Raw genomic sequence first — 19,125 nt, 5'->3', positions numbered from 1 at the left:
GTCTGTGCTTCCGGTGGCCCGGTCAGAGGATCCGGCCGCCGTAGTACGGGTCCCAGTAGGGCCCGAAGCGCCCGCGGGTGTCGACCTCCTGGTCGGGCCCGTCGGCGTCGAGGTCGGGGCTGTTGCGGATCTCGTCCCTGGAGCGGTCGACGTACACCTTCTGCTCGCCGATCTCGATCCGGGTCACGGTGCCGGCCGGGAGCAGGACGCGCCGGCCGAGGATCCACGGTCCGGTGTCGACGACCAGGTACTGCTCGTCGACCTGCTCGGACAGCTTGTCGACCTTGCCGATCGCGCCGTCGGTGGCCTCGACGTGAAAGCCGATGAGGTCGGTGCCGGCGGTGTGTCCGGCGGAGGTGCGGAACTCCCAGATGGTGCGGCGTGCGGTCATGACTGCCTCCGTTTCGTCTCGTCCGGTAGGGCTCGGGTGCCCCCGATGCGGGCGTTCATGCCCCCGGGGTGGTGCCGGTCGCGGCGTCCTGCTCGACGTGGTGCTTGAAGTCGTTCAGGTCGTCGATGATCCGGCGGTCGACGAAGCCGAGCGCCTCGGCGAGGTGGGCCCAGAGCCCGTGCGGTTCGACCTCCAGCTGGAGCATGATCCGGGTGGTGCGCTCGTCCACGTGGTGGAAGGTCACCACGCCGCTGTGCCGCACCGGGCCCGTCCCGCCGTCCCAGGCGACCCGCTCGCCCTCCACCACCTCGGTGGTCACGGCCTCGAACTCCCGGCGGCCGCCGGCCGTTTCGATCACCCAGCTGCTGGCGCCGCCGCCGGAGACGTCCACGCTGACCACACCGCGCATGAACCGCGGGAAGTCCTCGCAGTGCACCCAGTGCCGGTAGACCTCGCCGAGCGGCGCCGCGATCTCGACCGATTCCTCGATCCGTCCCATCGTCCGGTCCTCCTTCTCCTCCTCGCGCTCCGGTCCTGTCCCGTCCGGGTGCCCCGTTCCCCGGGCGGCATGCGCGGGGTGTGGCGGGCGTCACCACGACGCGGCCCGGGTCGTTCGTTCACGCAATCCTCACAAGGGGAACCGGCATGGAACGGGCCACGGCGGGTAACCGGGGACGGACCGTACGCCGAGGGGAAAGGACCGACATGGCCACGACCAGTGACGAACTCCTCCACCGCGTGACCGCCCCGGCCCCGGGCGAGGCCGCGACGGCCGCCCACCGGGCCGCCGTCGACGGACTCCCGGGGCTCCCGGGGCTCCCGGGACACCCGGAGCTGCCGGAGCTCGCCGGGATCGAGGACCCGCAGCGGGTCGCGCCCGCCGACGCCCGGGAGCTGACCCGGGTGCTGCTGGCCCGGCTCGCCACGCTGGAGGAGGGCACCCGGGAGTACTCGTACGTCCGGGCCACCCTGATCGAACTCAACCTGTCGCTGGTGCGCTTCGCGATCCGCCGGGTCGGCAACCGCCGGGAGCCCGAGGAGGACCTGCTCCAGGTCGGCTCGCTCGGCCTGATCAAGGCGATCGACCGCTACGACCCCGACCACGGCGCCGAGTTCGTGACCTTCGCGCTGCCGACCATCCTCGGCGAGATCCGCCGCCACTTCCGGGACTCCACCTGGGCCGTGCACGTGCCGCGCCGCCTCCAGGAACTGCGCATCACCCTCGCCAAGGCCCGCGACGTGCTGTTCCAGCGGCTGGGCCGGGCGCCCACGGTGGCCGAGCTGGCGGAGCACCTCGACCTGTCGCCGGAGGAGGTGATCGAGGGCCTCGCCGCGGCCAACGGCCACACCGCCGGATCCCTGGACGCCCCGGTGACCGAGAGTGAGGAGGACCGGGGCCCGCTCGCCCAGCGGCTCGGCGAGGAGGACCCGCGGTTCGACACGGTCGAGAACCTGATCGCCCTCAAGCCCCTGGTCGCCGCCCTGCCGGAACGCGACCGGCAGATCCTGTCGATGCGCTTCGGCGAGGAGCTCACCCAGTCGCAGATCGGCGCCCGCCTGGGGCTGTCCCAGATGCACGTCTCCCGGCTCCTCAGCCGGACCCTGAAACACCTGCGCGCGGACCTCACCGCCGACTGAACCGCCGCACGGTCACCGGGCGCACCGCCACACCGCGCACGCCACCCGCCGCCACCCGGCCGGGTCGCCCCCCGGCCTGGTCTCGGGCCGGGTGGCGTGCGTACGCTCGTGGAGCACACCCGTTGAGGGGAACACGACGACGATGCCAGCCGAGAAGACGATGCCCGCAGAGAACGAGTCCGTGACCGTGCCGCCGACCACCGCACCCTCCGACGCCACCGGGGCGGTTGCCCCGTTCGGGCCCGACCTGGCCGTGCACACCTGGTGCACCGACGCCGGGGCGACCGTCTGCGCCCTCGCGGGCGACCTCGACATCGAGACCCTGGGCCCCGCCAGGAGCACCCTCGACGCACTGGTGGAGCAGCGCCCGCCGCTGCTCGTCGTCGACCTCGCCCAGGTCGCCTTCTGCGACTCCTCCGGCCTCAACCTGCTGCTGCAGACCCGGATCTCGGCCGCGGCGGCGGACGTGGACTTCCGGCTCGCGGCGCCGTCCGGCACGGTGCAGCGATTGCTGGAGCTGACCTGCACGGACACCGTGTTCTCGCTCCACCCGACCGTGGAGGCCGCGGCCACCGCACCCCGGTGAGTTCCGCGGCCGCCCGTCGGCACGCATAATTCGTCGGTGGTCGGGAAACCGAGCAGACGACAGCGGAACGCGTGGAACACAGCGGTACGCAGTGGCACACAGCGGTACGAACCGGTGACGGCGCCAGGAGCACGGCGCCGGAACCGAACGGGAACCGAACCGGAACCGAAGGGGAACCCGCACATGACGACCAGCCGGGCCACCCTGGACGGCGACCGGCCGGGCACCGGACCCACCCTGCCGCCCGGCGGCCAGCGCCGGCGCCTGCACCTGGCCGGGCAGCCCAAGCCCGTCGCCCGGGCCCGGGCGTACACCGCGCAGGCCGTCGCCGACTGGTCCTGGCCGACCGGCCCGGCCGGGGCCGAGGACGACATCGTGCTGTTGGTCGCCGAACTGGTCGCCAACGCCATGCTGCACGCGGGCGGCCCCGTCGACCTCGTCCTGGACGCCTCCGCGGCTCGGCTGCGGATCGAGGTCAGCGACCGCTCGACCGATCTGCCCGAGCCGCGCCGACCGCACCGCCCGGGCCTGCCGGGCGGGCACGGGCTGTTCATCGTGCAGAAGGCCGCCACCCGCTGGGGCGCGGTGCCGCACGACGACGGCAAGACGGTCTGGGCCGAGATCGACGCCCGGCCCCCGCAGCGGCCCGGCGACTGACGGGCGCACCGACGGGCGCAGTGGCGGGCGCAGTGGCGGGCGCGCCGACGGGCGCACTGACGGATCATCGAATGGCGCACGATCACGCGCCGACCGTTCGCCCGCGATGCGACTCTCGCGGAGGATGGGGAAGCCGACGCACCCCCGGTGCCGGAGCACCCTGGCACCGGAGCACCGGAGCACCGGAGCACCGGAGCACCGTGGCACCCGGGCACCGGAACCACCGGGCAGGGCCGATCCGGTCGGCACCCCCTCCGAGGAATGAGGAGAGCACCCGTGGTCGTCTCCGCACGCCCGCCGACGTGGCGGCACGCCGCCCGGTTCGCGCTGCTGGTCCCCGGCGTCGCGACAGCCGTCCTGATCCCGCTCGCGGTCCCGAGCGGCGCCGCCGACGGCGATGCCGCGCCCCCGGCGCTGCCGGTGGCCCAGGCGCTGGACGGGGCCAAGCCGTTGGCCTCCGCAGCGGAGGTGACCAGGCTGTGCGACAAGCCCTCGGCGTGCAGCTTCCGGATGTACGACCGGGCGCCGCGCGAGTTCATGGGCGCCGTGCTCTCGGTGGGCAACGCGGCGATCAACTGCACCGACTCGGACATGGAGATCGACCGCACCGTCACCTTCGTGACCAGCAGCACCGACAACATCAGCGGCGAGATCTCCGGCACCGCCACCCTGGAGGGCGGCGTGGACACCACGGTGACCGCCGCGGCCACCGGCACCGTGAAGCCGGGCATGACCAACAGCGTCAACCAGATCGGGCCGAACAAGGACACGGGCCCGTACACGGAGGACAAGGTGGAGAACACCGTTGCCTTCCCGGTGACGGTCGGCGGCTCCAACGCGCTGCACCTGGGCGCCAAGGCCACCTACGCACAGGCCTTCAAGGCCTCCTTCTCGCGCGAGTGGCAGGTCCAGAGCACCGAGTCGACCAGGGTGGTCTTTACCGTCAGCCCTGGTGACGAGATCCAGTTCGGGGTGCTGAACGCGACGGCGCGCACGGTCGGGGAGCTCGCGGTGAACGGCACCGGCAAGCTGATCAAGAACGTGACGGTGGACAGCCCCTCCACCGTCAACGTCAGCTCGGTGGTCGCCCAGACCTTCGCCCGGCCGGACAAGTGCCTGTCGCTGCGCCCGAGTTCGGGCTCCGGCGGCAACCCGGGCCCGGGCGGGCGCCGGTCGGCCGGCGGCGGGCTGGTCGAGACCGCGCCGGAGCGGCCGGGGCGGGTGCCGGACGCCGTGTACGTCCGGACCGCCCAGGGCACCTGGGAGCAGCGGTGAAGCGCCGGGCCGGGCACGCCGTGCCGTACCGGTCGTTCGTCCTGACGGCCGCGCTGGCCACCCTGCTGGCATCGGTCGCGCCCGCCCTCGCCGAGGGCGGCGCCGACGCCCCGGCGGCCGACCCGGACGCACCGCTGGTGGCGCAGGCCTTCGACGGGGACACCCCGCTGCCCGACGCCCGCGCCGTGGCGCACGGCTGCGGGCAGGACCACGGGTGCTCGTTCCGGATCATCCCGGGGCTCTCCCGGGAGCGCACCACGGCGGTGGTCTCGGCCGGGAACGCGGTGATCAACTGCACCAACAAGCCGATGACGGTGGAGCGGACGGTGTCGCTGGAATCGAGCACCACCGACAACATCGCGGGCGAGATCTCCGGCAGCGCGACCCTGGTGGGCACCGTCGACAACACCACCACGGTGGAGGCCAGCGCCGGCGTCGACAACACCACCGGGATCAGCCACACGGACCACGGCCCGTCGGCGGACAAGGGCCCCACCACGGACGTCGTCAACGGCGCCACGCTCGGCGTCGGCGGCACGGTCTCCGGCTCCGCCGAGCTCAAGCTCAGCGCGCAGGCCAGCTACGCGCTGGCCTTCCAGGCCGCGTACTCCCACACCTGGAAGCGGACCAGTACCGAGACCACCCAGGTGAAGTTCACCGTCAAGTCGGGCGACGAGCTGCAGTTCGGGGTGCTGAACGCGATGACCCGCACGGTCGGCGAGCTGAGCGTGAACGGCACCGGCAAGCTGGTGAAGAACATCGTGGTGGACAGTCCGTCGAGCGTGAACGTCAGCACCGTGGTCGCGCAGACGTTCAGCGCCCTGAACTACTGCCTCACGGTGCGTCCCGGCTTCACCCCGGCGCCCGACCCCACGCCGGGCCCGGGGGGCCGCGCGGCGGCCGCTGGCCCGGAGGGCGGCCTGGTCGAGGTGCCGCCGCACCGGGGCGGAGCCCGGCCCACCGCCCAGTACCGCCGGACACCCGAGGGGAGTTGGGCACCGCTGGTCTGACCCCGGCCGTCGAGCGGCCCGGCCGCCCACCCGTACGCACGGGCGGGCGGCCGGGCCGCGCTCACGGCAGGAACGCGGCGCGGACGCGCGCCAGGTAGGCCTCGGCCCCGGGGTACGGCCGGTCCTGGGCCCCGGGCCGGTGCAGGTCGAGCCGACCGTCCGGGTGCAGCCGCAGGGTCGTGGTGGCCGCCCGGCCGCCCTGGTCGCCCCGGCCGCTGTCGGAGCCCTCGGAGCCCTCGGAGCCGTCCGGGCCCTCGGAGCCGTCCGAGTCCTCGGGGTCGGCGGGGGAGAGCGGGCCGAGGACGGGCACGGTGGCCGGGAACATCGCGAGGGCCCCGGCCGCCGTCGCCGCGGGCGGGCGACCGGTGCGGTTGGCGCTGCTCACGTACAGCACCGGGTGGTCCGCGAGCAGCGGCCGCAGGGGCTCCCAGCGGGCGCCGAACAGCAGGGTCCAGCCGTCCCGGGTGGCGGGCGCCAGCCAGTCGGGCCGTGCCGCGCCCGGGCGCAGCGGGAGCAGCAGGGTCACCCGCTCCTCGGTGAGCAGCCGGCGGGCGGCGGCGGCCAGGGCGGGGGAGAGGTCGAGGACGGCGCCGAGCCGCGCCAGGGTGCCCGGGTCGTGCGCCCAGAGGGCGACGGCCTGCTCGGCGGGCCGGCCCTTGGCGGTGTTGACGGCCCGTGGGTCGGTGCCGGCCACGACGTGGGTCAGCGGGGCCGGGTTGGGCAGCACCACCGCGGTGCCGCGCCGCAGGGCGGCGCGGGCGCCGTCGAGGTCGACGGGCCCGGTGGTCCCGGCGGTCATGCCGAGGCCCCGGTCGGCGCGGAGCGGAGGCCGACCAGGTAGGCGGCGAAGGCCGCGTCCTCGACGACGGCCCGGCCGGTGCGGTAGGCCCGGGACTTCACCCAGGCCAGCGCGGCCCGGGCCTGCTGCTCGTCGAGCTGGTGGCCGAGCCGGGCGGCGACGGCCCGGACCACCCGGAGGCTGGCCAGTTGGGTGAGCACCACGCTCGGCGCGATGCCCAGTACGGCCTCGGGGTCGAAGGGCTGGAACAGCTGCGGGTGGACGAAGGGCGTGCCGGTGGAGAGGGTGCCGACCCCGCTGCCCACGACGGGGGTGGTGACGCTCAGCGGGACGCCGGTCTCCCCGGAGACGGCCCGGGCGAGCTGCGGCAGCGCGGTGAGGTCCGGGGCGGTCCACCAGGCGGGGGTGTCGTCGCCCACCAGCCGCGCCGCCCGGGCCGGGTCGTGGGCGAGCAGGAACAGCAGTTGTTCGGTGGCGGCCATGCCGCTGCGTTCGGCGATGCCCAGCCAGGAGGCGGACACCACCCGGACGCCCGCCCGCAGCGCCTCCAGGGTGTTGGCCAGGCCGAGGCCGAGGTCGTTGTGCAGGTGGCAGCCCAGGACCACGTCGTCCTCGGCCGCCGCCCGGACCCGGCCGAACAACTCGGCCGCCTCGTGGGGAAGTTGGATGCCGACGGTGTCGGCCAGCAGCACGGTGCCGGCCCCGGCGGCGGTCAGCGCGCCCGCGTGGTCGGCCAGCAGGCCGTGGTCGGCGCGGGAGGCGTCGGCGAAACAGAGGTCGACGGCCACCCCGTCGTCCAGGGCGCGGGCCTCCTCGATCAGGGCGGCCGCCGACTCGAGCGCCTCCCGGGCCGGCCGGTGGGTCATGGTCCGGGCCATCGGCTCGGAGGCGGGGACGACCACCATGACCCGGGCGTGCGCGGTGCCCCGTACCGAGGCCACCGCCTGCCGGACGTCCGCCGCCCGGCCCCGGCACACGGCGGCGACGCTGACCGTGCCCTCGGCCTCCACAGCGACCCGCCGCACCGCCTCGTACTCCTCCTCGCACACCGCCGGGAAGCCGGCCGCGAACACCACGTGCCGGGGCCCGTCCGCACCGAACATCCGGCCCTGCTCACGGGCCAGCCGGACCCGGAACGCGGCCGACATCAGCGTCTTGGCCTGGGCGCCGTCCCGCGCCGACTCCTCCCACAGCACCACCCGGCCCGCCCGCGCGGACTCCCGTATGACGTCCCGCTCCACCGCAACCCCCGAACCCGCCCGGCCCCCGCCGACGGGGGCAACCGGGTCGGGACTCTAGGCGGCGGGCGGGGCCGGCGGGGGCGGGCCGGGAAACTGCCGCCGTTCCGGCACGGAATTCCCGGATCCGCTTGCCAGGGCGGCAGTTCGGCGGTAGAGGGGGTTCAGGGGTGCAAGCGGGTTCTGGCCGGTTCAGGGAATGAGCGGGACGGACCTGGTCTCCACCCCGGCGGGCGGGGCGTCGACGGTGACCAGGCGCTTGTCCGGCCCGGCACCGTTGTCCGGGGTGCCGGCGGTGGGCCGGGCGGAGCCGCAGCGCTGGAGCTCGACCTCGGTGAGCGGGCCGGTGCGCTGGAAGTACCGGTCCGGCAGTGAGGTGGCCGGGACGTCGAAGGTCGCGTCCAGCCGGTACTTGTTGCGGGCGTTGCTGAAACTGCCCGCCACCCGCTCCCGGGCCGGCTGCACCTCGATCCAACTCACCTCGCCCGGCTGGATGGTGGGGTTGAGCGCCTTGGTGCCGGTCCGGCTCCAGGTGAGCGGGTTGCCGGTGGAGACGGCGGCCGGGTTGCCGCCCGCCGCGCTGAACCCGGCGGCGGCCTGGGCGGCCAGGTTGGGGCGGCTCTGCGAGATGTCGGAGCGGCTGGGGGTCAGCGGGGTGCCCTTGAGCGCGTAGTACTGGGTGAGGTTGTCGTACGGCGGCTCGGTGACCTCGATCCGCCGGTCGTCGACGACGGCGTTGCGGCTGCAGTTGAGGTAGACCTCGCCGACGATCCTGGTCTGGCCGTAGTACTGGTAGGAGGACCCCTTGTCCACGGTGAACACGCAGCTGGTCGCCGAGCCCTCGCAGTCGTCCACCGCGATGCCCGGCTCCAGCGGCTCGTTGCCCTGGTACGCCTTGGGGCCGGGCAGTTGCTCCTTGCGGACCTTCTGGTCGACCGGGGCCGGGGTCTGCCGGGCGGTGACGTTGGTGATCAGCGGGCCGCAGGAGCGCGAGTCGCGCTGCTCGGCGGAGTCGAAGGAGACCATCGGGTTGTCCTCGGGCGCGTCGAAGCCGAAGGTCCGCCCGGTGGTCCAGTTGGCGGTGCCGACGGTGTCGGCGCCCTTGGTGGTGACCTGCGGGTCCGGCGGGTTCCCGGGGGCGATCAGCGAGACGTTGTACGTCTGGCCGTCCTTGAGCTGCGCGGACGTGCAGCGCCGGTCCACGCCCGGGCTGTCGTCCCAGCTCAGCGTAACGTGCGAGCCCGCCTTCACGCCCCACAGCCGGGTGCGCAGGGCGAGCGCCGCGCCGTTCCAGTTGAGCGAGGCCGCCTGGTAGCCGGCGGGGTGCTGGGCGAGGGCCTTGCCGAAGACCACGCCGTTGTTCTCCGGCGACCAGTCGGCGTGCCCGGCGGCGGTCCCGTTGTCGGGGGCGACGGGCTGGGCGAAGGTGCCGTTGGCCACCGGGACGTCCACCGTGTCGGCGGCCCGCGCGGGCGGCGCGGCGGCGAGGGCGAGGCCGGCCGCCGCCAGGGAGGACCCGGCACGGAGCAGGAGGCGGCGCCCCATCAGCAGACCCACCAGTCGCCCGGCGGGACCACGGCGTCACCGGGTTTCACCCCGTCGGTGAGCGCGTTGGGCAGGGTGCACAGCTCGGAGACGGCCGTGTTCGGGTCCTGGTCGCGGGGGACCTTGTTGAAGGCGTCCACCGCCTGGGTCTGCTTGTCGACGCCGTCGTGCTGCTCCTTGCCGTTCCCGGCGACGCTCGCCAGGCAGTCCTTGTTGCTGGGCGGGCACTTGGAGATCTGGTCCTTGTTGTCGGCGACGTCCTTGCACTGCGGGCTGCTCGCCGCGTCTCCCGAGCACGGGTCCTGCTGGGGCGGGGTCTGGAGCGGGGCGGTCTGCTTGGCGGCGACGTTGGTGATGAGCAGGCCGCAGTTGAGGTAGTCGGTGGTCGTCGAGGCGAAGGTGATCTGCGGTGCGTCCTCGGCCGCGGTGAAGGAGTAGGCCCGCCCCAGGTACCAGTTCGCGCTGCCGTTGGGGGTGTTGGTACTGAAAGCGCCCGGGGTGTTGGCCGGGCCCGCCACCGACACGGTGTACGTCCGTTTGGCGGCGCCCTGGGGCGGGCAGCTGTCGGGGTTGTCGTCCCAGGTCAGCGTCACCGTGGCGCCCGCCCGTACGCCGCGCAGCCGGGTGCTGAGCGGGACCGCCTTGCTGCCCCAGTGCAGCGAGGCCGCCTGGAAGCCCTGCGGGTGGGCGGCGCGGGCGGCCGAGCCGACCCCTCCGCCGGTCCAGCCGTCGACGCCGGAGACCCAGGTGGTGCCGGCGGGGACGGTGGGCGAGGAGAACGTGCCGTTCGGGACCACGGCCGGCTGGGTGTCCTCCGCCCCCGCCGGCGTCGGCGTCGCCAGGGCGATGGTGCCACCGAGGGTGACGGCTAGAAGTCTGGCGCGTTGCGCTCGCAGCACGGTCTCTCCCACTGAAATCGGCGGATGTGGCGGGCAGTTGCGATCGACGGCGCTCGATGATCACCGGGCCCCGGCGCTCCATGCTTCGGGCCCCGGTCACGGTCCGCAACAGCTGACGGTCCGATAGGGCGACGGCGAACGATCGGGCTGCGCCAACAAGGTGGAAACCCCCTCGCCACCGCACGACCGTTCCGATCATGGGGCAGGTATTCCGAGAATCCGATCTTCATTCCCACCCTGGCCGTGCGGCCGTGCCGTCGCGCGGCCCGCACCGCGAGGGACGACATGTCACCCCATTCCGGAACGGCCCGAGCCCCGAAGATCTGCGTCCTGCTCCTCGCCCTGCCCCTGCTGGGCGCGACCCCCGCCGCCGCGGCCGCCCCGGCCGGGGTCCGCCCGGTGTCGCCCTGCGGCGAGGGCGCCACCCAGGCCCACCACCGGCCGCTGCCGCCGCCCGCCCAGGTCATCGGTGGGCCCGTCCGCCGCGGCCCGGCGCGCCCCTGCCTCTGACGCACCGCCGGCACGACCCCGAGCGGCGGCCCGCTCCTGCCGTCGCCCGGGCATCCCCATGCCCCCGTACCCGCCCGAACGTGAGGAAGAGATGCACCCGCTGCACCGCAAGCTCCGCGCCCTGCCCGCGACCGCCGCCCCCGCTCTGGTGGCGAGCCTGGCCCTGCTGGGCTCCGTCGCGCTGCCCACCTCCGCCGCCTCCGCGTACGACCTGCGGTTGCGCGCCTGGGGGCTGAACACCAGCGGACAGCTGGGCGACGGCACCAAGACCCAGCGGCTCACCCCGACCTCGGTGGTCGGACTGTCCGGGGCCGAGCTCAACGCCGTCGCCGCCGGGGGCACCGGCGGCTCCACCGGCAGCGGCTTCGGCCTCGCCCTGCTCGCCAACGGCACCGTCGAGGCCTGGGGCAAGAACGACAAGGGCCAGCTGGGCAACGGCGCCACCAGCACCACCGACGAGTGGGCGGTGCCCGGCCTGGTCGCCGGGCTCGGCGGGGTCGACGCGATCGCCGCGGGCGGCTCGCACGCCCTCGCCCTGTTGAAGGACGGCACGGTGATGTCCTGGGGCCTCAACGACAAGGGCCAGTTGGGCGACGGGACCACCACCAACGCCTCGCTCCCGGTGACCGTCGCCGGGCTCGCGGACGTGAAGGCGATCGCGGCCGGCGACACGTTCAGCATGGCGCTGCTCAAGGAAGGCACGGTCAAGACCTGGGGCAACAACGACAAGGGCCAGCTCGGCGTCACCCCCAAGCCGGCCAGCTCCACCGCCACCGTGCCCAACCCGACCCCGGCCACCCGCACCACCGCCGTCCAGGTGCCCGAGCTGACCACCGTCAAGGGCATCACCGCCGGGGCCTCGCACGCCCTGGCGCTGCTCGCCGACGGCACGGTGATGTCCTGGGGCCTCAACGACAAGGGCCAGTTGGGCGACGACACCGCGACCACCACCACGCCGGCCGTCAACAACAACAAGCCCTACCCGGTGCAGGTGTTGGAGCTCAGGAACGTCACCGCGCTCGCCGCGGGCGCCACCCACAGTGTCGCCCTGCTCCAGGACCGCACCCTGCGCGCCTGGGGCAACAACGCCAACGGCCAGGTCGGCGACGGCACCACCACCCAGCGCAACACCAGCGTGCCGATTCCCGGCGTGACCGCCGTGGTCGGCATCGCCTCCGGCGCCAGCCACAACCTGGCGGTGCTCGGCGACGGCACCGTCCAGTCCTGGGGCCTCAACGACAAGGGCCAGCTCGGTGACGGCACCACCACCCAGCGCCTCACCCCGGTGCAGGTGCTGGCCAAGTCCGGCAGCGTCGCCATGGTCGCCGCCCCCTCCAACGGCAGTTTCAGCCTGGCGCGCTGACCTCCCACCCCTTCATCAGGAAGGCAGCACATGACGAACTCCCCTACCGCGCACCGGAACCGGCTGCGTCCGGCGCTCGCCGCCGCGGTGGCCGCACTGACCGCGCTCGGCCTGGCGGCGGTGCCGGCCGGCACCGCGCACGCCCAGGAGAAGCGCCTCAAGTCCTGGGGCAACAACCGGTCCGGCCAGCTCGGCGACGGCACCTGGACGGACTTCCGCACCACCGCCACCACCGTGCTGGGGCTGACCAGCGCCGAGGTGGTGAAGATCGCCGCCGGCGGTGCCGGGCCCACCAACGGCCACGGCCTGGCGCTGCTCACCGACCGTACGGTCCAGTCCTGGGGCGCCAACGGCTCCGGCCAGCTGGGCGACGGCTCGGTGTTCAGCCACAACGCGCCCGGCCAGGTGGTCAACCTCGCCAACGCCACCGACATCGCCGCGGGCGGCTCGCACAGCCTCGCACTGCTGGCCGACCAGACCGTGGTGGCCTGGGGGAAGAACAACTACGGCCAGCTGGGCAACGGCACCAACACCGACAGCAGCGTCCCGGTGCGGGTCGAGGGCCTCAACAAGGTGATCGCGATCGCGGGCGGCCTCCACCACAGCCTCGCGCTGCGCGAGGACGGCACCGTCTGGGCCTGGGGTTACAACATCAACGGCCAGCTGGGCGACGGCACTTCGGCCAGCCGCAACGTCCCTTCCCCGGTCAGCAACCTGACCGGGGTGACCAGGATCGCCGCCGGCTGCAACCACAACCTGGCCCTGGTCGGCCCGCCGAGCGGCCCGTCCAAGCCCACCAGCGGCAACGCGGTGAAGGCCTGGGGCTACAACGCCACCGGCCAGCTCGGCGACAACAGCACCATCAGCCGCTACACCCCGGTCGACACCCAGGGCATCTGGCTGGGCGGGGTCTCGCAGATCGCGGCGGGCTGCAACCACAGCCTGGCCGTCACCGACAGCGACAACAAGCTCAAGGCCTGGGGCCAGAACACCTCCGGCCAGCTCGGCGACGGCACCACCGACTACCGGATCACCCCCGTCCCCGTCCCCGGGGTCACGGGCGTGCAACTGGTGGCCGGCGGCCGCGAACACACCGTCGCCCTGCTGGGCAACAACACCGTGCAGTCCTGGGGCGCCAACGGCTCCGGCCAGCTGGCCAACGGCACCACCACGGACAGCAGTACGCCGGTGACCTCGCTCACCGCGCTGACCGGCGTCGACAAGATCGCCGCCCCGGTCGGCGGCGATTTCAGCCTGGCCAACTGACGCTCCGGTAGCGGACGACCGCCCGGCCCCGGCGTTGCCTCCCGCCGGGGCCGGGCCGGCGGCGCTGAGGTCATGATCGGGCCGTGTTCGGCGGGCGCCCGGTGTGCTTTCCGGGCCCCTTGTCCGATGTGACCTAGATTGCCCGACCATGAGCGAAAATGTCGGAATCAGTCGTCGATCGCTGCTCAAGGCGCTGCCCACCGCCGCGCTGGTGGCCGCGTCCGACGGGATCCTCTCCCGGCGGTACGCGGCGGCCGCCCCCGCGCCGCAGCCGTTCCCCCAGCCCGCCCTGCGGACCACCCGGCGGGTGCCCGGCCGGGCGGGGGCGGTGCTGGAGCAGACGCTCGACGTGCGGTTCACGGACACCGTCGTCCCCGGCCACGGCACGGTGACCACCCGCACCTACAACGGGACGATCCCCGGCCCCACCCTGCGGCTGCGCGCCGGGGACACCCTGCGGCTGACCCAGGTCAACGGCCTGCCGCCGAACGAACCCCACGACGGTGACCACAACCGGCCGCACGGCTTCAACAGCTTCAACCTGCACACCCACGGCCTGCACGTCGACCCGACCGGGGAGGCCGACAACGTGCTCCGGGTGTTCGAGCCGCGCACCGTCGACGAGGTCGAGGCCGGCGCCCCGGAACCCCGGTACGTGACGACGATCGACGTCCCGGCCGGCCACCCGGCCGGCACCTTCTTGTACCACCCGCACCTGCACGGGGCCACCTCCGTGCAGATCGTCGGCGGGATGGCCGGGGTCCTGATCGTCGAGGGCGACGTCGACGAGGTGCCCGAGATCGCGGCCGCCGCCGACCTGGTGGTCTGCGTCAACGAACTGCGGCTCAAGGACGGCAAGGTCCCCGACTTCACCTCCGGCAACGCGCTGGCCGCCGTCCCGGCCGTCCTGACCGTCAACGGCGCGGTCAACCCCACCGTGACGCTGCGCCCGGGCGAGGTGCAGCGCTGGCGGCTGGTCTGCGCGACGGCCTTCACCGCGCCGGTGCTGCGGCTCACCGGCGGCGGCCGGGACCTCACCCTCCACCAGATCGCCCAGGACGGCGTGACCTTCCCGGCCGCGGTCGCCACCGACGCCGTGCGCCTGGCCATGGGCAACCGGGCCGACGTCCTGGTCCGGGCCGACGACCCCGGCAGCTACGAACTGCGGGTCGACGGGCGGACCGCGCCGCTGATGACGGTCGAGGTGACGGGCGAGGCCCTCGACCCGCCGATGGACCTGCCGACCGTCCTGCCCGCCGGCAAGCCCTTCCTCGACGAGGGGGACCTCGCGAACCCGGACGCGGACCGCGAGGTGGTCTTCCACGTCGATCCGGGCGTCTTCCCGGGCTCGTTCCCCAACGCCTTCCGGATGCTGGGGAGCCACCCGACCCCCGCCGCCGACCCCGCCGGCGACCCCGCCCAGGACCCGGCCTACGGCCTGTTCGACCCCGGCTACGTCAACCACACCCTGGAACTCGACACCGTCGAGCGCTGGACGCTGCGCACCGCCGAGACCAACCCCGCCTTCCAGCACCCCTTCCACCTGCACACCAACCACGTCCTGGTCACCCACCGCAACGGCGAGCGGCTCGACCCGCCGGTCTGGCAGGACACCGTCGACCTGGCCGGCGGCAGGCCGGGCGACACCGTCACCTTCCTGGTCCGGTACGAGGACTTCACCGGCCGGGCCGTCGCCCACTGCCACCAGCTCCAGCACGGGGACCTCGGGATGATGCAGAACGTCGAGTACGTGGCGCCGCGCCGGTCCTGACCCGCGCTCGGGTGCCCCGCCGCCGGGGCGGCGGCGGGGCACCCGAGCACTACGCGCGGCTGCCGGCCGGGGCGGGGGACGGGCCGGTCGGGGCCGGGACGGCGGCCCGGCGGGCGTGCAGGACGGCGGCGCCCAGCGGGAGCGGGCGGTGGCCCAGCAGGTGCAGCCCGGCGTCGGCGAGCAGCCGGCCGTAGTGGTCGGCGCGGCGCTCGCGGCCGCCGGTGTTGGCCATCATGTGCAGGTCCCACGCGGTGGCCAGCGAGGTCGACCCGTCGGCGGGCAGCAGCCGTTCGACGATCAGCAGGTCGGCGTGGGCGGGCATCACCCGGGCGCAGTGCCGCAGGATCTCGGCGCAGCGCTCGTCGTCCCAGTCGTGCAGCACCCGGGACAGCACGTAGACGTCGCCGTCGCCGGGGACGTCGGCGAAGTCGCCGGTCACGTACCCGCAGCGCCCGCCGAGGCCGGCCGCGTCGAGGCGGCGGCGCGCGGCCTCGACGGCGTGCGGGCGTTCCAGCAGGACGCCGCGCAGCCGGGGGTGGGCGGCGAGCAGCCGGCCGAGCAGTTCGCCGTTGCCGCCGGCGATGTCGACGACGGTGCCGGCGGGAGCGCGGGAGCCCGCGGCGGTGATGACGGGGTGGTCCGGGAGCGGCTCGAACATCCGGGAGCCGGCGGCCATCGACAGGTCGAAGAGTTCGGCGAGTTCGGGGTCGCGGGCGAAGTGGTCGAAGTGGTTCTCGCCGAAGAGGTGGTCGAAGGCGGCCTCCCCGGTGCGCACGGTGTGCTCCAGCTCCGCGAAGGACCGGTAGAACGGGCCGCCGTACATCAGCGCCAGCGGCCGCATCGACGCCGGGGCGTCGGCGCGCAGCAGGGCGCCGGTGCCGGTCAGCCGGTAGCCGTCGGGGTGTTCGGCGACGACGCCCAGCATGGTGAGGTAGCGCAGCAGGGTGGCGAGGCTCTGCGGGTCGGCGCCGAGGGCCTCGGCGAGCTGCCGCGGCGCGGTGGCGGTGCGGGTGTCCAGGGCGTCGGGCAGGCCCAGCCGGGCGCTGACCGCCAGGGCCTGGGTGGTCCAGGCGCCGGTGAGCTGGTGCAGCAGGGTCTCGGCCGAGCGCTGGGTGGGGTCCTCGTCCAGGTGGTCGGCGAGCACCGTGCGGTGGTCGCCGCGGGCGTGGAGCTCGACCCGGCGGTAGCCGGTGCGGGAGCCGGCCGGGGTGGTGAAGTAGAGGACGGTGGAGTCCTCGTGGGGGTTGTAGCCGCCGCCGTCGGGGGCGGCGCCGTGCCGGGTGAGCAGCGCGCACAGGCCGCGCAGCGCCAGCGGGTCGGGGTGGGCGACGTCGAAGGCGAGGTGGGCCTCGTGCTCGTGGGCGCGCTCGTGGTCGGCGAGTTCGGCGAGTTCGGCGAGGTCGGAGCCGGGCGGCACGGTGAGTACGAACACCTCGACGCTGCGTTCCCCGTCGGGGCCGGGCACCGGCGGGCGCAGGATGCGGACGTCGAGCTCGGCCTCGGCGCGGCCGTGCCGCCGGGCGAGCCGGCTGCGGACCACCACGCTGGGCTGCGCGGGGGCATCGGGTTCCAGTCCGCAGGAGGCGAGTTGGGAGCGGAGCGCGGCGTTGTCCGGGGGCAGGACGAGCAGGGCGGCGTGCGAGAAGCGGCAGCGGTCGGCCAGGGCCCGCAGTTCCGGTCCGTCGAGGTCGGGCAGCAGCAGCGGGAGCAGGGTCGCGGTGTCGTGCTCCCTGACGAACTCGGCCGTCGCCCGCAGGCGGGCGGTGTCGTCCGGGGGTGTCGCGGTCATGGGGAGGGCGTCCTTGGTGCGGGGGCGGGGGTGCCCGGTGGGCAGGGCGGGGTCAGATGCCGACGTAGTTCTCGGCGAACCAGTCCTGGTGGGTGCGCGAGGTGCGCAGGGATTCGACGCGGGAGCGCCGCATGGCTTCGTGGAAGAACGATTCCTCTGCCGGGCCGACGGAGGAGTGCAGGAGCTGGATCATCCAGTGCGCGAACTCCTGGGCCCGCCATATGTGGGTGAGGCAGCGCGCGGAGTACCGGTCGAGCGCCCGGGCGTCGCCCCGGTGGAGCTCGTCGATCAGCGCCTCGGCGAGCAGTTCCGCCTCCAGGACGGCCAGGTTGGCGCCCTTGGCGGCGGCCGGGGCGGGGAGGCTGGCGGCGTCCCCGGCCAGCAGCAGCGAGCCGTACCGGAGTCGGTCGAGCACGTCCGACTCCAGGTGGACGACGGAGCGGTGGAGGATCCGGCCGTGGTGCAGCGGCCCGTGCTCGTCGGCGCGCAGCCGCCGGTCGAGCGCGGTCCGGATCCGGTCCTCCGACCAGGCGTCGGCGGGGGTGCCGGGCCGGCACTGGAGGTAGTAGCGGGTGATGTCGGCGGTGCGGGCCATGTGGCCGGCGAAGCCGTCGGGGTGCATCGCGTAGCCGACGGCGTCCATGCTCGGTGGCGCCTCGGCCAGCAGGGCGAGCCAGGAGACGCCGTGGTCGCGGTGGTACCGGCGGGTGTCGGCGGGCAGCGAGCGCCGGGCCGCGCCGTGGCGGCCGTCGCAGCCGGCCACGTAGCGGGCCCGCCAGCGGCCGGGGCGGCCCTCGGCGTCGCGCGCGGTGACGGTGGGGGCGGGGCCGTCGATGCCCTCGACGACCTGGGCCTCGGTCCGGAAGGCGATCCGGCCGCCCGCCGCCAGGTAGTGCGCCAGGAGGTCGGAGACCAGGTCCTGTTGGGGGTAGACGGTGTGGTGTTCGCGGCGGCCGAGGGCGCCGTAGTCGAGCCGGAAGCTGCCGTCCTCGGTGCGGAACTCGCAGGTGCCGTGCGGTTTCCCGTGGCGGTGCAGGCCTTCGGCGAGGCCGTGGCGGTCCAGGACCCGGACGGTGTTGGCGGCGAGGAACCCGGCCCGGGCCCTGGTCCGGACGTGGTCGGGGTCGGCCCGTTCGAGGACGACGCAGTCGACCCCGGCGGCGTGGAGGAGGTTCCCGAGGGTGAGTCCGGCCGGTCCGGCGCCGAGGATGACGACATCGGCGGTTTCCTGGGCTGTTCGGCCTGTCTGACGTTCAGTCACAGTACGGGGAGCATAGCCACCGCTGGATACAACGAAGCGCCGGAATCCCTCGGATCGGTGAATAGGGTGATGATCTTCACCGATGCTTCGCACAATCGCCGACTGCGGGGTGCCCTGCTCGAAGCTGATCGGGACTGCGCACTATTGCGTAATGATGGAGATCTCGACTATAAATCGATCATCTTCACGCACATTCGTGCAGTCTCGCGCAGGAGGACCTGATGGCCCACGTCGACGAAGAGATCGCCAGCCAGCCCGACTGCTGGCAGCGCGCCCTGGAACTGGCCCCGCAGCACCTGCCCGAACCCGGCGAGCGGGTCGCGGTCATCGGCTGCGGCACCTCGCTCTACATCGCCCAGGCCTACGCGGCGCTGCGCGAATCCCTCGGACTCGGCGAGACCGATGCCTTCGCCGCCTCCGAGTTCCCGCTCGGCCGCCGGTACGACCGGATCGTCGCGCTCACCCGCTCCGGTACCACCACCGAGGTGCTCGACGCCCTCGCCCGGGTGGGCGGCACCGAGACGGTCGCGATCACCGCCGACCCCGGGACCCCGGTCGGCGCCGCCGCCCGCCACCTGGTGGCGCTGGAGTTCGCCGACGAGCGGTCCGTCGTCCAGACCAGGTTCGCCACCACCGCCCTCGTCCTGCTGCGCGCCCACCTCGGCGCCGCCCCCGCGGACCTGCCCGCCCAGGCCCGTACGGCGCTCGCCGAGCCGCTGCCGCAGGGCGCCCTGGAGGCGCGGCAGTTCACCTTCCTCGGCACCGGCTGGAGCTACGGGGTGGCGAACGAGGCCGCGCTCAAGGTCCGGGAGGCCTCCGCCGCCTGGACCGAGGCCTACCCGGCGATGGAGTACCGGCACGGCCCGATCAGCGTCAGCGGCCCCGAGGGCCTGGTCTGGTTCCTGGACACCCCGCCGGCCGGCCTGGCCGACCAGGCCGGGGCGACCGGGGCCGCGATCAGCGTGCCCGCGCTCGACCCGCTGGCCGAACTGGTCCGGGTCCAGCGCCTGGCCGTCGGCCTCGCCGTCCGGCGCGGCCTCGACCCCGACCGGCCGCGCCACCTCACCCGCTCGATCGTGCTGGACCAGCCGTGACCGGCCGGCCGCCGGAGCACCCGCCCGGCCCGG

General features: G+C 74.3%; 18 protein-coding genes. 10 read left to right on the top strand and 8 right to left on the bottom strand.

Annotated features, from left to right (window positions below; all coding sequences use genetic code 11):
* Positions 1 to 22: 22 nt before the first annotated feature.
* Both ACZ58X_RS02045 and ACZ58X_RS02040 read right to left on the bottom strand, forming a co-directional pair.
* A complete protein-coding gene (locus tag ACZ58X_RS02045) occupies positions 23 to 391 on the bottom strand; it encodes a PRC-barrel domain-containing protein (RefSeq protein WP_470331723.1) in 369 nt (122 codons plus the stop codon).
* 55 nt (positions 392 to 446) lie between these two features.
* Positions 447 to 890, bottom strand: a complete 444-nt coding sequence (locus tag ACZ58X_RS02040) for an SRPBCC family protein (RefSeq protein ID WP_470331722.1) — start codon at positions 888 to 890, stop codon at positions 447 to 449.
* Between the two features lie 206 nt (positions 891 to 1,096).
* Here ACZ58X_RS02040 and ACZ58X_RS02035 point away from each other — a divergent pair, with 206 nt between their 5' ends.
* The 5 genes from ACZ58X_RS02035 (at position 1,097) to ACZ58X_RS02015 (ending at position 5,557) form a co-directional block, all read left to right on the top strand.
* Complete coding sequence (locus ACZ58X_RS02035) at positions 1,097 to 2,029, top strand: RNA polymerase sigma factor SigF (protein ID WP_470331721.1); 933 nt, start codon at positions 1,097 to 1,099, stop codon at positions 2,027 to 2,029.
* Between the two features lie 142 nt (positions 2,030 to 2,171).
* Positions 2,172 to 2,615, top strand: a complete 444-nt coding sequence (locus ACZ58X_RS02030) for an STAS domain-containing protein (RefSeq protein ID WP_470331720.1) — start codon at positions 2,172 to 2,174, stop codon at positions 2,613 to 2,615.
* A 183-nt stretch (positions 2,616 to 2,798) separates the two neighbouring features.
* Positions 2,799 to 3,272 carry an ATP-binding protein gene (locus tag ACZ58X_RS02025; RefSeq protein ID WP_470331719.1) on the top strand — a complete coding sequence of 158 codons (474 nt, stop codon included), beginning with the start codon at positions 2,799 to 2,801 and terminating at the stop codon, positions 3,270 to 3,272.
* A gap of 276 nt (positions 3,273 to 3,548) precedes the next feature.
* Positions 3,549 to 4,547, top strand: a complete 999-nt coding sequence (locus ACZ58X_RS02020) for a hypothetical protein (protein WP_470331718.1) — start codon at positions 3,549 to 3,551, stop codon at positions 4,545 to 4,547.
* Positions 4,544 to 5,557 carry a hypothetical protein gene (locus ACZ58X_RS02015; RefSeq protein WP_470331717.1) on the top strand — a complete coding sequence of 338 codons (1,014 nt, stop codon included), beginning with the start codon at positions 4,544 to 4,546 and terminating at the stop codon, positions 5,555 to 5,557. Before ACZ58X_RS02020 ends, ACZ58X_RS02015 begins: the two co-directional genes overlap by 4 nt.
* A gap of 61 nt (positions 5,558 to 5,618) precedes the next feature.
* Here the strand turns inward: ACZ58X_RS02015 and ACZ58X_RS02010 are convergent, their stop codons facing one another.
* The 4 genes from ACZ58X_RS02010 to ACZ58X_RS01995 all read right to left on the bottom strand — a co-directional run bounded on the left by ACZ58X_RS02010 (position 5,619) and on the right by ACZ58X_RS01995 (position 10,038).
* Positions 5,619 to 6,356, bottom strand: coding sequence for a hypothetical protein (locus ACZ58X_RS02010; RefSeq protein ID WP_470331716.1), 738 nt, complete (start codon positions 6,354 to 6,356; stop codon positions 5,619 to 5,621).
* Complete coding sequence (locus ACZ58X_RS02005) at positions 6,353 to 7,597, bottom strand: 2-isopropylmalate synthase (protein ID WP_470331715.1); 1,245 nt, start codon at positions 7,595 to 7,597, stop codon at positions 6,353 to 6,355. Before ACZ58X_RS02005 ends, ACZ58X_RS02010 begins: the two co-directional genes overlap by 4 nt.
* 189 nt (positions 7,598 to 7,786) lie before the next feature.
* The gene (locus ACZ58X_RS02000) at positions 7,787 to 9,139 is read right to left on the bottom strand and encodes a hypothetical protein (protein ID WP_470331714.1); all 1,353 of its coding nucleotides are present in this window, start codon (positions 9,137 to 9,139) and stop codon (positions 7,787 to 7,789) included.
* On the bottom strand, positions 9,139 to 10,038 hold the full coding sequence (locus ACZ58X_RS01995) for a hypothetical protein (RefSeq protein ID WP_470331713.1): 900 nt from the start codon (positions 10,036 to 10,038) through the stop codon (positions 9,139 to 9,141). Before ACZ58X_RS01995 ends, ACZ58X_RS02000 begins: the two co-directional genes overlap by 1 nt.
* Before the next feature lie 285 nt (positions 10,039 to 10,323).
* Here ACZ58X_RS01995 and ACZ58X_RS01990 point away from each other — a divergent pair, with 285 nt between their 5' ends.
* The 4 genes from ACZ58X_RS01990 (at position 10,324) to ACZ58X_RS01975 (ending at position 14,948) form a co-directional block, all read left to right on the top strand.
* Complete coding sequence (locus ACZ58X_RS01990) at positions 10,324 to 10,548, top strand: hypothetical protein (protein ID WP_470331712.1); 225 nt, start codon at positions 10,324 to 10,326, stop codon at positions 10,546 to 10,548.
* Positions 10,549 to 10,639: 91 nt separating this feature from the next.
* Complete coding sequence (locus tag ACZ58X_RS01985) at positions 10,640 to 11,911, top strand: RCC1 domain-containing protein (RefSeq protein ID WP_470331711.1); 1,272 nt, start codon at positions 10,640 to 10,642, stop codon at positions 11,909 to 11,911.
* Positions 11,912 to 11,941: 30 nt separating this feature from the next.
* The gene (locus ACZ58X_RS01980; protein WP_470331710.1) at positions 11,942 to 13,177 is read left to right on the top strand and encodes an RCC1-like domain-containing protein; all 1,236 of its coding nucleotides are present in this window, start codon (positions 11,942 to 11,944) and stop codon (positions 13,175 to 13,177) included.
* 148 nt (positions 13,178 to 13,325) lie between these two features.
* A complete protein-coding gene (locus tag ACZ58X_RS01975) occupies positions 13,326 to 14,948 on the top strand; it encodes a multicopper oxidase family protein (RefSeq protein ID WP_470331709.1) in 1,623 nt (540 codons plus the stop codon).
* Between the two features lie 49 nt (positions 14,949 to 14,997).
* Here ACZ58X_RS01975 and ACZ58X_RS01970 read toward each other — a convergent pair whose 3' ends face one another.
* Both ACZ58X_RS01970 and ACZ58X_RS01965 read right to left on the bottom strand, forming a co-directional pair.
* Positions 14,998 to 16,737: a methyltransferase gene (locus tag ACZ58X_RS01970; RefSeq protein WP_470331708.1), complete on the bottom strand. Its 1,740-nt coding sequence runs from the start codon at positions 16,735 to 16,737 to the stop codon at positions 14,998 to 15,000.
* A 52-nt stretch (positions 16,738 to 16,789) separates the two neighbouring features.
* Entirely contained in the window at positions 16,790 to 17,998 is a 1,209-nt protein-coding gene (locus ACZ58X_RS01965; RefSeq protein ID WP_470331707.1) for a 4-hydroxybenzoate 3-monooxygenase, read from the bottom strand.
* Between the two features lie 221 nt (positions 17,999 to 18,219).
* On the opposite strand from ACZ58X_RS01965, the gene ACZ58X_RS01960 reads away from it, so the two are divergent.
* Positions 18,220 to 19,092 (top strand): SIS domain-containing protein, encoded by an 873-nt coding sequence (locus tag ACZ58X_RS01960; RefSeq protein ID WP_470331706.1) that lies wholly within the window; start codon positions 18,220 to 18,222, stop codon positions 19,090 to 19,092.
* Positions 19,093 to 19,125 lie beyond the last annotated feature (33 nt).

This window comes from Kitasatospora sp. NPDC040550 (assembly GCF_055594965.1).
This window is presented reverse-complemented; position numbering and strand designations above follow the sequence as displayed.